13 protein-coding genes are annotated in these 12,161 nt (G+C 65.4%); 6 read left to right on the top strand and 7 right to left on the bottom strand.

Annotated features, from left to right (window positions below; genetic code table 11):
- Positions 1 to 129 precede the first annotated feature (129 nt).
- The 3 genes from AC1DYX_RS20280 to AC1DYX_RS20270 are packed head-to-tail and all read right to left on the bottom strand — an operon-like array spanning position 130 to position 1,845.
- On the bottom strand, positions 130 to 699 hold the full coding sequence (locus AC1DYX_RS20280) for a YceI family protein (RefSeq protein ID WP_477262121.1): 570 nt from the start codon (positions 697 to 699) through the stop codon (positions 130 to 132).
- A 31-nt stretch (positions 700 to 730) separates the two neighbouring features.
- Positions 731 to 1,297 (bottom strand): YceI family protein, encoded by a 567-nt coding sequence (locus AC1DYX_RS20275; protein ID WP_477262119.1) that lies wholly within the window; start codon positions 1,295 to 1,297, stop codon positions 731 to 733.
- Between the two features lie 11 nt (positions 1,298 to 1,308).
- Positions 1,309 to 1,845, bottom strand: a complete 537-nt coding sequence (locus tag AC1DYX_RS20270) for a cytochrome b (protein ID WP_477262117.1) — start codon at positions 1,843 to 1,845, stop codon at positions 1,309 to 1,311.
- A gap of 348 nt (positions 1,846 to 2,193) precedes the next feature.
- Here AC1DYX_RS20270 and AC1DYX_RS20265 point away from each other — a divergent pair, with 348 nt between their 5' ends.
- Entirely contained in the window at positions 2,194 to 4,173 is a 1,980-nt protein-coding gene (locus tag AC1DYX_RS20265) for a TOL_0244 family TonB-dependent receptor (RefSeq protein ID WP_477262115.1), read from the top strand.
- 190 nt (positions 4,174 to 4,363) lie between these two features.
- On the opposite strand, the gene purB is transcribed toward AC1DYX_RS20265, so the two are convergent.
- The gene (gene purB, locus AC1DYX_RS20260) at positions 4,364 to 5,743 is read right to left on the bottom strand and encodes an adenylosuccinate lyase (protein ID WP_477262113.1); all 1,380 of its coding nucleotides are present in this window, start codon (positions 5,741 to 5,743) and stop codon (positions 4,364 to 4,366) included.
- A 152-nt stretch (positions 5,744 to 5,895) separates the two neighbouring features.
- On the opposite strand from purB, the gene AC1DYX_RS20255 reads away from it, so the two are divergent.
- Genes AC1DYX_RS20255 through AC1DYX_RS20245 form a run of 3 tightly spaced genes read left to right on the top strand, consistent with a single transcriptional unit; the run spans position 5,896 to position 8,501 of the window.
- Positions 5,896 to 6,504: a glutathione S-transferase N-terminal domain-containing protein gene (locus tag AC1DYX_RS20255; protein ID WP_477262111.1), complete on the top strand. Its 609-nt coding sequence runs from the start codon at positions 5,896 to 5,898 to the stop codon at positions 6,502 to 6,504.
- Between the two features lie 3 nt (positions 6,505 to 6,507).
- Positions 6,508 to 7,518, top strand: coding sequence for a LacI family DNA-binding transcriptional regulator (locus AC1DYX_RS20250; protein WP_477262109.1), 1,011 nt, complete (start codon positions 6,508 to 6,510; stop codon positions 7,516 to 7,518).
- A 41-nt stretch (positions 7,519 to 7,559) separates the two neighbouring features.
- Positions 7,560 to 8,501 carry a PfkB family carbohydrate kinase gene (locus AC1DYX_RS20245; RefSeq protein ID WP_477262107.1) on the top strand — a complete coding sequence of 314 codons (942 nt, stop codon included), beginning with the start codon at positions 7,560 to 7,562 and terminating at the stop codon, positions 8,499 to 8,501.
- A gap of 188 nt (positions 8,502 to 8,689) precedes the next feature.
- Here AC1DYX_RS20245 and bfr read toward each other — a convergent pair whose 3' ends face one another.
- The 3 genes from bfr to AC1DYX_RS20230 all read right to left on the bottom strand — a co-directional run bounded on the left by bfr (position 8,690) and on the right by AC1DYX_RS20230 (position 10,424).
- Entirely contained in the window at positions 8,690 to 9,160 is a 471-nt protein-coding gene (gene bfr, locus AC1DYX_RS20240) for a bacterioferritin (protein WP_477262105.1), read from the bottom strand.
- 138 nt (positions 9,161 to 9,298) lie between these two features.
- A complete protein-coding gene (locus AC1DYX_RS20235; protein WP_477262103.1) occupies positions 9,299 to 9,979 on the bottom strand; it encodes a PepSY-associated TM helix domain-containing protein in 681 nt (226 codons plus the stop codon).
- 226 nt (positions 9,980 to 10,205) lie between these two features.
- On the bottom strand, positions 10,206 to 10,424 hold the full coding sequence (locus tag AC1DYX_RS20230; RefSeq protein ID WP_477262101.1) for a (2Fe-2S)-binding protein: 219 nt from the start codon (positions 10,422 to 10,424) through the stop codon (positions 10,206 to 10,208).
- Between the two features lie 224 nt (positions 10,425 to 10,648).
- On the opposite strand from AC1DYX_RS20230, the gene AC1DYX_RS20225 reads away from it, so the two are divergent.
- Complete coding sequence (locus tag AC1DYX_RS20225) at positions 10,649 to 10,918, top strand: FeoA family protein (protein WP_477262099.1); 270 nt, start codon at positions 10,649 to 10,651, stop codon at positions 10,916 to 10,918.
- A gap of 10 nt (positions 10,919 to 10,928) precedes the next feature.
- Positions 10,929 to 12,161 (top strand): ferrous iron transporter B (gene feoB, locus AC1DYX_RS20220; protein WP_477262097.1); only part of this gene is annotated, 1,233 nt, incomplete at its 3' end.

Below are 12,161 nucleotides of genomic sequence, written 5' to 3'. Positions count from 1 at the left end.
GCCCACCCTACGGCCCTGTCTGGCGTAGGGTGGGCACCCCGTGCCCGCCAATCGTTCGCGTTATCCACAAAAATAAAAAGCCTCGCGGCCATTTCGGCGCGAGGCTTTTTGGCGTGGTGACGTCGCTGCTTATTGCTTGACGGCTTCGACCTGAATGTCCAGCTTCACTTCCGGCTTGAAGCCCATCTTGACACCGTAATCCACGCCGAAATCGGCACGGTTGAACGTGGCCGACGCATCGGCGCCGCACACTTCGCGCTTCAGCATCGGGTGCTGGATGCACTTGAACTGGCTGATTTTCAGGGTGAGCGGCTTCGTCACGCCGTGCAGCGTCAGTTCGCCGTCGACGGCGGTCGGGGTGTCGCCCTTGAATACGAGCTTGCCTTTATAGGTGGCATTCGGGTACTTGGCGACGTCGAACATGTCCGGACCCTTGGCGTGCTCGTTCATCTTGGCATGGCCGAAGTCCAGGCTGCTGGCGTCGATGGTGATGTCGACGGTGCCCGTCTTGGCCGCGCGATCCAGTACGATGGAGCCGTCGCTCTTGTCGAACTTGCCGCGCCAGTTCGACAGGCCGCCGAAGTGGTCGGCTTCGAAGCTGGGGTAGGTGTGGTTCGGTTCGATCTTGTAGATTTCTGCGGCGAAAGTGGTACCGGTAGCGAAGACGGCGGCCAGCAGGGCGAGGTGCTTGAGTTTCATAAAACGATCCTTTGACGATGAGGGTGTTGAATTACTGTCCCGCGGCAATGCGGAACTTGATGACGACTTCATCGGCAACCATGCTCGTGTCTTTCCACTCGCCTTCGCCGACATTGAACGCCAGCCGCTTGATGGGCAACTGGCCTTCGAAAACCTGCTTGCCGCCTTCCGCCTTGATGTTGAGCGGGAAGGTGACGTCCTGGGTCTTGCCCTTGATGCTCAGCTTGCCGCTGACATTCAGTTTGCCCGCACCGGCGGGCTTGATGCCGGACGACACGAAGGTCGCCTTCGGATACTTGGCCGCATTGAACCAGTCCTTGCCGGCGACTTCCTTGTTGTACTCGGCCTCGCCGATGTCGAAACTGGCCGTGTCGATGTCCACGCGCGCCGTCGCCTTGTCCGGATGCGCGGCGTCGTAGTCGATCTGCGCATTGAAATTCTTGAACTTCGATTCGACCGGCACGTTCATCTGCTTGAACACGGCCGAGACGTTGCTGTGCGCCACGTCGGTCTTCAGGGGAGTCGCGCTGGCGATCAGCGTCACGCCAGCCACTAAGGTAGCAACTAAGGCGGCAATGGTGCCCCGGGTAAGTTTCATGGATATCTCCTTCAATGCGAACGGCTGGGCAACATGCGGCCGAGGGTGCCGTCGCGGTCGACGAACTGGTGTTTCAGGGCGGCCACCACATGCAGGCCGACCAGGCCGGCCATGATCATGTTCAGCCAGTAATGGATGGGTTTGAGCGTCTCGGCCAGCGCCGGGTTCCTGGCGATCAGCACCGGCAGCTGGAACAGGCCGAAATAGACGACCGGGAAGCCGGCCGCCAGCGTGTAGAAATAGCCGGAGATCGGCACGGCGAAGATCAGCAGGTATAGCAGGTGGTGCAGGCCGTGGGCGGCGCCGCGCTGCCACGCGGGCATCGTTTCCGGCAGCTCGGGCGGACGGTTTTTCAGGCGCCACAGCAGGCGCACGGTCGCGAGCACGAGCACGGTCACGCCGGCCCATTTATGCCACGAATAATATTTCAGCTTGGTCGGCGAGATGCCCGGGATGTCCGTCATCACGAGGCCCAGCGTGAACGCGCCGATGATCAGCGCGGCGATCAGCCAGTGAAGCACGATCGCGGTCGTGGTATAGCGCTGCATGGCGGGTCTCCGATTAAATAGTACGCGTTAGAACTAAATCTTACCAAGTTCGGCCAGGTTAAGCAGCCGGCATTTCCGTACGCACACTAGCATGACTTCGGTGCGGGCGTAGATTTGCAATACGGACACTTTAACCGTTCCAAATATCGCGAGGAAGCCATCCTGGTGGATAACTTTGTTCAGCAAACGGGACAATGCTCATTCATCATGTTGCGCGACCGTCATTTCTCGTCGATGTAGCGCGTGCGCGGCCATCTTCTCTGTTTGGAAAGGTAAAATATTGACAGAATATATTTATAAAACTAATGTTCAGGCAATGACAGCGCTCTTTGACATGCGATGAATTCGATGGCTTCCGCTACCTGGCTCCGCTCGTTCGCCCTGGCACGACGGCCAGGGTGGCTGGCCGGCCCGGCGCTGCTCGGACTGGTGCTGGCAGCGCCGGTCCAGGCCGATGAGGCGGCGCCGCGGGCGGACAACGAGTTTGCCGACCTGTCGATCGAGGAACTGGCGAATATCGACGTGACGTCCGTCTCGCGCCGGCCCGAGCGCCTGCAGGACGCRCCGGCGTCCGTGTTCGTGATCACGGCGGAGGACATCCGCCGCTCGGGCGCCCGCACTCTGACGGAAGCGCTGAACCTGGCGCCCAACCTGCACGTCGCGCGCAAAAGCAACGTGGGCTACTACATTTCGGCGCGCGGCATGAACGGCACCAGCAACAGCACGCCCAACAAGCTGCTCGTGATGATCGACGGCCGCTCCGTGTATTCGCCGCTGTTCTCCGGCATGTTATGGGATGAGCCGGACGTGATGCTGGAAGACGTCGAGCGGATCGAGGTGATCAGCGGGCCGGGCGGCACGCTGTGGGGCGTGAACGCCGTCAACGGCGTCATCAACATCACGACACGCAACGCGCGCGACACGCAGGGCGACCTGCTCGTGCTGCGCGCCGACAACGACGGTGCCCAGGCCGCGTTCCGCCATGGCGCCGCCACGGATGGCGGCCACTGGCGCGCCTACGGCAAGGTGTTCRGGCTGGGCCATGGCGAACTCGCGTCCGGCGGCCCCATCGACGACGCCTGGACCCAGGGCCAGGTGGGCTGGCGCGCCGACTGGGAACGCGGGGCCGAGCTCTTCRGCGTTAACGCCAATGCGTGGCAGGGGCGCGAGGGCCAGCCGGCGCCGGGCGTCATCGTGACGCCCACCTCTGGCGCCAGCCTCGGCGACATCACCCTGCACGGCGCCAACGTCACGGGGCGCTGGGAACACCGGCTGGCGGACGGCGGCAGCCTGGCCGCGCAGGCGTCATATGATTACCGCTACCGGCGCGCGCCGCCCACGTTCGGCGATGCCGTCGACATCGTCAGCCTGCAGCTGCAGCACGCGCTGCCGGCGGCGGGCCGCAACAGCATTGTGTGGGGCGCCGAATACCGCTACAGCTGGGACCACGTCAGCAATAGCCGCTTCGTCGCCTTCCTGCCCGCCAACGAGCGGCAGGCCTGGGCCAGCCTGTTCGCCCAGGACGAGGTGGCTTTGCGGGACGACCTGCGCCTGACCGCCGGCGTGCGCTGGGAGCGCAATCCGTACACGGGCACCGAGTTCCTGCCGAACGTGCGCGTGTCCTGGCGCGTCACGCCCGCGCACGCGGTGTGGGCGGCCGTATCGCGCACCGTGCGCGCGCCGTCGCGGCTGGACGTGGATGTCTACGTGCCGGGCGCGCCGCCGTATATCCTGGTGGGCGGCCCGGGCGTGCGCTCCGAGACCGCGCGCGTGTTCGAACTGGGCTACCGCGGCCAGGTGGGCCAGCGCCTGTCGTATTCGGTGACGGCGTTCCGCAACCTGTACGACTACCTGCGTACCCAGACGGTCAATCCGGACAGGCGGTCCGTCTCGTTCGACAGCCAGATGGAAGGGCAGTCGCGCGGCATCGAGGCGTGGGGCAGCGTGCAGGTGACCGATTCATGGCGGATGTCGGCCGGCGTCACGGCGTTGCACGAGGCCTTCTTCCTCAAGCCTGGCAGCAAGGACGCGGCGAGCCTGGCGACGACGGGCCGCGACCCGGCCTATACGGCCCAGCTGCGCTCCAGCCACGCCATCGACGCGACGCGCGAACTGGAGCTGGCCGTGCGTCGCGTGGCCGCGCTGGGCCTGCCGTACGTGCCGGCCTATACGGCCATCGACGCCCGCTTCGGCTGGCGCTGCGCGCCGGGGATGGAGGTATCGGTGATTGGCACCAACCTGAATGGCAGCCACGCGGAATACGGTGCGGCGTCCGTGCGCAGCGAAGTGCCCAGGACGGTGGGAATGAAGTTCACCTGGCAGCGGTGAATGATCGCGTGTTTCGTCCTTGCTCGCGCCGGTTGAACGCGTGGGCACGTGGTGCCCACCCTACGTTGGCGTCGCGGGTAGGGTGGGCGGCCTCCGCCCACGCGTTCAACCAGCGCAGGAATGGACGAATCGCCAATAAAAAACCGGGGACGCGCCCCGGTTCATTTGCATCGCCAGCCGCGAAAGACGATCAGATCGCCTTCGCCAGCTGCGCCGCCAACCCCGTGTAATTGGCCGGCGTCATGGCCAGCAGCAGATCCTTCGCATCTTGCGGAATCGCCAGCTTGCCGATGAATTCCTGCAACGCCTCGCGCGTGATGCCTTTGCCGCGCGTGAGTTCCTTCAGCTGCTCGTACGGGTTCTCGATGCCGTAGCGGCGCATCACGGTCTGCACCGGCTCGGCCAGCACTTCCCAGTTCGCGTCCAGGTCCTGCTCCAGGCGCAGCGGGTTCACTTCCAGCTTGTTCAGGCCGCGCAGGCAGCTGTCGTAGGCAAGCAGCGCGTAGCCGAAGCCGACGCCGATGTTGCGCAGCACGGTGGAGTCGGTCAGGTCGCGCTGCATGCGCGAGACCGGCAGTTTATCGGCCATGTGGCGCAGCACGGCGTTGGCCAGGCCCAGGTTGCCTTCCGAGTTTTCGAAGTCGATCGGGTTGACCTTGTGCGGCATCGTCGACGAACCGATCTCGCCGGCCTTCAGCTTCTGCTTGAAGTAGCCCAGCGAGACATAGGTCCAGATGTCGCGGTTCAGGTCGAGCAGGATCGTGTTCGTGCGCGAGATGGCGTCGAACAGCTCGGCCATGTAGTCGTGCGGTTCGATCTGGATGGTGTACGGGTTGAACGTCAGGCCCAGACGCTGCTCGATCACGTTCTTCGAGAACGCCGGCCAGTCGAAGCCCGGGTATGCGGACAGGTGGGCGTTGTAGTTGCCCACGGCGCCATTCATCTTGCCGAGGATTTCCACGTCGGCGATGCGCTTGACGGCGCGCTGCAGACGGGCGACGACGTTGGCGAATTCCTTGCCGAGCGTGGTCGGGCTGGCGGTCTGGCCGTGGGTGCGCGACAGCATCGGCAGGTCGGCGTTGACGTGGGCGATTTCGGTCAGTCTGGCGATGACAGCCTGCAGCGATGGCAGCAGCACGCCGTCGCGGGCCGCCTTCAGCATCATGCCGTGCGACGTATTGTTGATGTCTTCCGACGTGCAGGCGAAGTGGATGAACTCGGAGGCGGCGACCAGCTCCGGCACGTCCTTCACTTTTTCCTTCAGCCAGTACTCGACGGCTTTCACGTCATGGTTGGTGACGGCCTCGATTTCCTTGATGCGGGCGGCGTCAAGTTCCGAGAATTCGGCGGCCAGCTTGTCCAGCAGGGCGCTGGCTTGTGCGGAGAACGGCTTCAGCTCGGCGAAGCCGGCCTGCGACAGCGCCTGCAGCCAGGCGATCTCCACTTTCACGCGGTGGTGCATGAAGCCGGCTTCCGACAGGATCGGACGCAGCTTGTCGGTCTTGGCGGCATAGCGGCCGTCCAGCGGGGACAGGGCCGACAGGGTCGAGGAGGATGCGGTAGAGGTCATGGGAGGGGGAAAGCGGTGAGTGCAAAAACGAGATTCTACCATTGACAGCCTGGCCCTGGCCGCTTTGTCAAGTCTCATTTGGGCATTTTCGGGCGTCCGGGCGGTCCGGGGCCGATGCTATACTGTCCCCTGTTTACCTATACAGCACATCTATGAAACTCATCGGTTCCGTCACCAGTGCCTATGTGCGCAAGGCGCGCGTCGTGTTGGCAGAAAAAAAGCTCGACTACCAGTTTGAGCTGGAAAACGTCTGGGCGCCGGAAACCACGATCGCATCGTCCAACCCGCTGGGCAAGGTGCCTTGCCTCGTGATGGAGGACGGCAGCACGATGTACGATTCGCGCGTGATCGCCGAATATCTCGATACGCTGACCCCCGTGTGCAAGCTGCTGCCGGCGAACAGCCGCGACCGCGCCAACGTCAAGGTGTGGGAAGCGCTGGCCGACGGCGTGCTGGACGCGGGCGTGCTGGCCTACCTGGAGCGCACGTGGCGCCCGGCGGAACAACAGAGCCAGGCCTGGTTCGACCGCCAGATGGGCAAGGTGCACGGCGGGCTCGCGGTGATGTCCGAGAACCTGGGCGAGCAACCGTTCTGCATGGGGATCCACTACACGCTGGCCGACGTCGCCGTCGGCTGCACGCTCGGCTGGCTGTCGTTCCGCTTCCCGGACATCGCCTGGCGCGCGTCCTACCCGAACCTGGCGCGCCTGTTCGACAAGCTGTCCGAACGGCCGTCGTTCAAGGACACGGCCCCGCGCTGACCGATGTCGACGTCCCGCCGTCTGCAAATGGCCGACATCGCCCGGCTGGCCGGCGTGTCCACGTCGACCGTCTCGCGCGCGCTCAGCCACAGCCCGCTCGTCAACCAGGAGACGCGCGACCGCATCCTCGACCTCGCGCGCTCGCTGAACTACACGATCAACATCGGCGCCCAGAACCTGCGGACGCAGCAGAACCGCACGGTGGCCGTCGTCATCCCGATCGACCAGTCCTCGCGCCAGCAGCTGTCCGACCCGTTCTTCCTGTCGATGCTGGGCAGCCTCGCCGACGCCCTGAGCGAACAGGGCTTCGACACGCTCGTCTCGCGCGTCGATGCCGACCAGGTCGACGCGGCCGCCGCGCCGTTCGACGGCGGCCGCGCCATCGGCGTGATCCTGATCGGCCAGGGCCGCCATCACGACCAGCTGAACAAGATGGCCGCGCGCGGCGTGCCGTTCGTCGTCTGGGGTGCGCAACTGCCGCAGCAGTTGTACACGACGGTCGGCGGCGACAATATCACGGGCGGACGCCTGGCGACGGAACGCCTGCTGGCGCAGGGCCGGCGCCGCATCGCCTTCCTCGGCGACACCACGCTGCCCGAAGTCGAGAGGCGTCACCGCGGGTACGTAGAAGCGCTGGCCGCGCATGGCCTCGCGCCCGATCCGCAACTGCACGTGGCCGTTTCCTTCCTGCCCGAGAGCGGCGGCCAGGCCGTGGAAGAGCTGGCGCGCCGCGGCGTCGATTATGACGGCATGTTCGCCTGCAGCGACCTGCTTGCCATGAAGGCCATCCACGCCATGCGCGCGCAGGGCAGGGACGTGCCGTCCGACGTGGCCGTCGTCGGCTATGACGACATCGAGCTGTCCAGCTATTTCCATCCGCCGCTGACCACCGTCTGCCAGCCGCGCGACGTCGCCGCGCGCGCCCTCGTGAGCGCGTTGCTGGCCTGCGTCGACGGCCAGCCGGCGCCCTCGGTCCAGCTTCCTACCGAACTGGCCATCCGCGCCAGCGCCTGACGTACAATGCCCCGGTGCGATCGAACGGACGGAGGCGAGCGATGGTCAAATGGAATGGGATGGCGGTGGTGTTCGGCGAGGTGCTCGTTGAGGAAGGCACCGGCGCCCCGGTCGTGGGCGGCGCCCCGTTCAACGTGGCGCGCCACCTGGCCGCCTTCATGCTGCCCCCGCTGGTCATCACGCGCATCGGCGACGACCGCAACGGCGCGGCCGTGCGCGCCGAGTTCGAACGCTTCGTGATCCCGGAAACGGGCCTGCAGGTCGACCCGATGGAAGAGACGGGCCGCGCCGTCGCCGAGCGCCATGGCACGGCGCACCACCTCACGCTGCTGCCGCGCCAGGCCTACGATTTCATCGACCCCGAACCGGCCGCCGCGAGCGTTGCCGGCGGCACGCATGACACCCTGTATTTCGGCACGCTGGTCCAGCGCGGGGAACGCTCGCGCGAGGCGTTGGCGGCCGTGCTGGAAGCGACGCCGGCCAAGCGCTTCCTCGACCTGAACCTGCGGCACGGCCACGTCAAGGAAGCCATCGTCACGCGGGCGCTGACGGCGGCCGACATCGTCAAGGTCAACGAAGAGGAATTGCAGGCGCTGTTCCAGTGGTACTTCCAGATCGGCGCGAACGATGCGACGCTGTCGATCGAGGAGGTGCACGCGGCCTGCCGCGCGCTGATGGACCGCTTTACGCTGGATGCGCTGATCGTCACGCTGGGGCACCGCGGTTCCGTGTATTTTGGCGCCGACGGCAGTTATATCGCCCACCGCGACAATCCGGTGCCGCCGTTCGTGATCGACACGACGGGCGCCGGCGACGCCTTCGCCGCGATCTTCCTGCTGGGCCGCGCGCGCGGCTGGCCGCTGGAACTGACCTTGGCGCGCGCCAATGAATTCGCCGGCGCGATCTGTGCCGTCACCGGGGCGGTGCCCGGCGACATGAGCTTTTATGACAAGTGGGTGGCGCGCTGGCGCCAAGCTGGTTGATGCGTCCCGCCCGTGATTGGATGCGTTACGCGTGGGCACGTGGTGCCCACCCTACGTGATTGCACACGTATTGCCGATACATGATGGACATATGATCGGTCGTAGGCACGGGGAGCCCACCCTACGTCGGCAGGGTAGCCGTAGGGTGGGCTCCCCGAGCCCACGCGGATGTTCGCGTCACGCGTGCGTTACTCGCCCATCTGGGACTGCAGGTAGTTCTGGATACCGACCTTGATGATGAGGTCGAGCTGGGTCTCCAGCCACTCGATGTGTTCCTCGGTGTCCTCGAGGATTTCCAGCAGCAGGTCGCGCGACACATAGTCGTGCGCGACTTCGGCGGCGGCGATGCCTTCCTTGACCGTGACCTGGGCCGCGCGTTCCAGCTTCAGGTCGCATTCCAGCATCTCCTGCGCCGATTCGCCGATCAAGAGCTTGTGCAGGGCCTGCAGGTTGGGCAAGCCGTCCAGCATCAGGATGCGGTCGATCAGCCGGTCCGCATGCTTCATCTCGCCGATCGATTCGTCGTATTCTTTTTTGCCCAGCTTGTCGAAGCCCCAGTGCTTGTACATGCGTGCATGCAGGAAGTACTGGTTGATTGCGGTCAGCTCGTTGGTCAGCTGCGCGTTGAGCAGCCGGATGATGTTGGGATCGCCCTTCATGGAATGCCTTTGCGTGCGGTTGTTGTCACGACATCATAGCAAACCGTGCGTCACGCGGGCAGGCAACGCACCGTCCGGACGCCTCGGWTGGGCGTAGGCGGCGACGGCGTGGCATGCATGCCAACGCCGCCGCCCGGATCAGATGGCCGTCAGCGCGAGGCCGCCCGCCGCGAGCAGCGACACGGCGCCGATCACGATGCCCACCGTGCGACGCCGGTTGGTGAGCGTCCACAGCACGACGCCGGACAGCGACAGCAGGATGATGGAACCGGCGAGCGTGTCCACGAGCAGGACCCAGGCCGCGCTCATCCCGACACCCTTGTGCAGGTTGACGAGGGTGCCGAAGACATTGTTCTCGGCGCGCTTGACGGTGACATAGCTGTTGCCGACCCAATATTCGGCCTGCACGTTGCCCGATGGCGACGTGAAGCTGGCGCTCCAGCGCGCCGGCTGGACCAGCGAGGTGTCGCCCCAGGCGACGGGCCGCGCGGCCTCGGCCTTGACGCGCCCGGGCTCGGGCGCCAGCCGCAGCGAGCGCTTGAGCCATGTGGCCAGCGCCTGCGGACTGCCGGGCGCCGGGCTCGGCAGGGGAATCTGGACCGTGCTTTCCTGCGCCTGGACGGCCGGAATCTTCAGCACGGCACGGTGATTGAGGAGGATGCCGGTGCTGCCGAACAGCAGCCCGAGCACGGCGCCCCAGAGGCCGATCCAGCCATGCGTCTTGCGCAGCCACCTGACGATGATGGCGCGGCGCGAAGGCTGCTGAGGAGGCTGGACCGTAAAGGGCGCTCTTGGTGGACGGAACGGGATTACGGACATAGGACTGGAATCTTCGTGCTTCGGAGATCACATAGTACCAAGTCCGGCACGCGCATGGTCGGCTTGTGCGTGCATTGTGCGCAGCAACATGAGGGCTTGCTGGGAGGCCATCCGGCGCTGCCGGCGCCTGCGTTGCTGGAACCCGACAGTGATGAGAAAAACGACCGGCGTCGCTGGCGCCGCGAGCGCGGCGACGGCCGGCAGGGATCGGGGAAGCCGGTGCCGTTCAGGCCGCCAGCCCGTCGTGCGGCGTACGACGCAGTTCGGTGACGGTGGTCTTGCTTTCCAGGTGCTCGTGCATCACTTCGCGGGCATAGCTGACGCATTTGCCGCAGCAGGTGCCGACACCCAGTTCCTTGTACAGGTCGGCCATCGAAGTCAGGCCGAGGTCGATGGCCTGGCGGATTTCGCGGTCGGAGATGTTATTGCAGACGCAGACGATCATGGACGGTTCCGGTGGTGTTGTTTGCTCTATAATGCGAATCATTCTCATTACCCTTCGTATTCTGCTGAACCTGGATCGCGAATGCAAGCGTTTTTGTTGCGCCGTTGGGTTAAATCTCGGTTGAGCGAACGGAAGTAGACAAACCTCAAATAGAAATAATTCGCATTTAGGTTTATGATGTACCCATCTGTGAAAGCATCGCACCTCTCTCCGGAAGCGACACCATGACTCTTGCACCCACCCTGACCACGCTCGACAGCCTCAAGGCCGGCCAGAGCGCTACCGTGATCCACCTCGCGCCGAACGCCATCGGCAGCCGCGACGGCGGCATCGACGTGTCGCGCCGCCTGATGGAACTGGGTTTCGTGCCGGGCGAGCGCATCCGCATGCTCAAGCGCGGCCTGCCCGGCGGCCCGCTGGCTGTCAAGGTCGGCCAGTCGACGTTCGCCCTGCGCCGTTTCGAGGCTGCGCTCGTCTCCATCCAGCCGGAGTGATGGAACGGACATGGGAGCAGTAGATCAGCAGGTCCAGGCGGCCGCAAAAACGCCGCTCATCGCCCTGCTGGGTAATCCGAACTGCGGCAAGACTGCCCTGTTCAACCGCCTCACCGGCGCGCGCCAGAAGGTCGCGAACTATGCCGGCGTCACCATCGAACGCAAGGAAGGCAGTTTTATCCTGCCCGGCGGCCGTCCGCTGCGCGTACTCGACCTGCCCGGCGCCTACAGCCTGAACGCCCACACCCCCGACGAAGCGATCACGCGCGACGTGGTCGCGGGCCTGCGCGCCGGCGAGCAGGCGCCGGATGCCGTCGTCTGCGTCGTGAATGCCACCAACCTGCGCCTGAACCTGCGCCTCGTGCTGGAGATCCAGCGCCTCGGCCTGCCGATGGTGCTGGCGCTGAACATGGTCGACGTCGCGAAGAAGCGCGGCATCGAGATCGACACGGCGCGCCTGGCGCGCGAGCTGGGCATGCCCGTCATCGAGACCGTGGCCGTGCAGGCCGGCGGCGAGAAGGGCCTCCTCAAGGCGCTCGAGGCGCTGGCTTTCGATACGCCCGTGAAGCCGAACCCGCTGTCCGCCATCGACGCCGTCCCGGTCGAGGAGACCCAGCGCGAGGTGCGCCGCATCATCGACGCCACGGTCAGCTTCGACAACGACACCGGCAACCTGAGCGAGCAGATCGACCACGTCGTGCTGCACCCCGTGCTCGGCCCCGTCATCCTGGCCGCCACGATGTTCCTCATCTTCCAGGCCGTGTTCAGCTGGGCCGCCGTGCCGATGGACCTGATCAAGAACGGCGTCGACGCGCTGGGCCAGTCGGTTGGCGGCGCGCTGGCCGAGGGACCGCTGCGCAGCCTGCTCGTCGAAGGCATCTTCGGCGGCGTCGGCAGCGTGCTCGTGTTCCTGCCGCAGATCCTGATCCTGTTCTTCTTCATCCTCGTGCTGGAGGATTGCGGCTACCTGCCGCGCGCCGCGTTCCTGCTCGACCGCATGATGGGCGGCGTGGGCCTGTCCGGGCGCGCGTTCATCCCGCTGCTGTCGTCGTTCGCCTGCGCGATCCCGGGCGTGATGGCGGCGCGCACGATCCAGAATCCGCGCGACCGGCTCGTGACGATCATGATCGCGCCCCTGATGACGTGTTCCGCGCGCCTGCCCGTGTACGCGCTCGTGATCGCGGCATTCATCCCGAACCGCGAACTCGGTGGCGGCATCAACCTGCAGGGCATGGTGCTGTTC

The organism is Massilia sp. P2_C2 (assembly GCF_056404615.1).
This window is presented reverse-complemented; position numbering and strand designations above follow the sequence as displayed.

What these genes read in the sequence shown, in the direction of transcription:
- bfr (WP_477262105.1), bottom strand. Translation starts at nt 9,160, where the DNA reads ATGAAGGGCGATCCCAACATCATCCGGCTGCTCAACGCGCAGCTGACC.
- AC1DYX_RS20255 (WP_477262111.1), top strand. Translation starts at nt 5,896, where the DNA reads ATGAAACTCATCGGTTCCGTCACCAGTGCCTATGTGCGCAAGGCGCGC.
- AC1DYX_RS20225 (WP_477262099.1), top strand. Translation starts at nt 10,649, where the DNA reads ATGACTCTTGCACCCACCCTGACCACGCTCGACAGCCTCAAGGCCGGC.
- AC1DYX_RS20245 (WP_477262107.1), top strand. Translation starts at nt 7,560, where the DNA reads ATGGTCAAATGGAATGGGATGGCGGTGGTGTTCGGCGAGGTGCTCGTT.
- AC1DYX_RS20275 (WP_477262119.1), bottom strand. Translation starts at nt 1,297, where the DNA reads ATGAAACTTACCCGGGGCACCATTGCCGCCTTAGTTGCTACCTTAGTG.
- AC1DYX_RS20250 (WP_477262109.1), top strand. Translation starts at nt 6,508, where the DNA reads ATGTCGACGTCCCGCCGTCTGCAAATGGCCGACATCGCCCGGCTGGCC.
- AC1DYX_RS20235 (WP_477262103.1), bottom strand. Translation starts at nt 9,979, where the DNA reads ATGTCCGTAATCCCGTTCCGTCCACCAAGAGCGCCCTTTACGGTCCAG.
- AC1DYX_RS20270 (WP_477262117.1), bottom strand. Translation starts at nt 1,845, where the DNA reads ATGCAGCGCTATACCACGACCGCGATCGTGCTTCACTGGCTGATCGCC.
- purB (WP_477262113.1), bottom strand. Translation starts at nt 5,743, where the DNA reads ATGACCTCTACCGCATCCTCCTCGACCCTGTCGGCCCTGTCCCCGCTG.
- AC1DYX_RS20280 (WP_477262121.1), bottom strand. Translation starts at nt 699, where the DNA reads ATGAAACTCAAGCACCTCGCCCTGCTGGCCGCCGTCTTCGCTACCGGT.
- AC1DYX_RS20230 (WP_477262101.1), bottom strand. Translation starts at nt 10,424, where the DNA reads ATGATCGTCTGCGTCTGCAATAACATCTCCGACCGCGAAATCCGCCAG.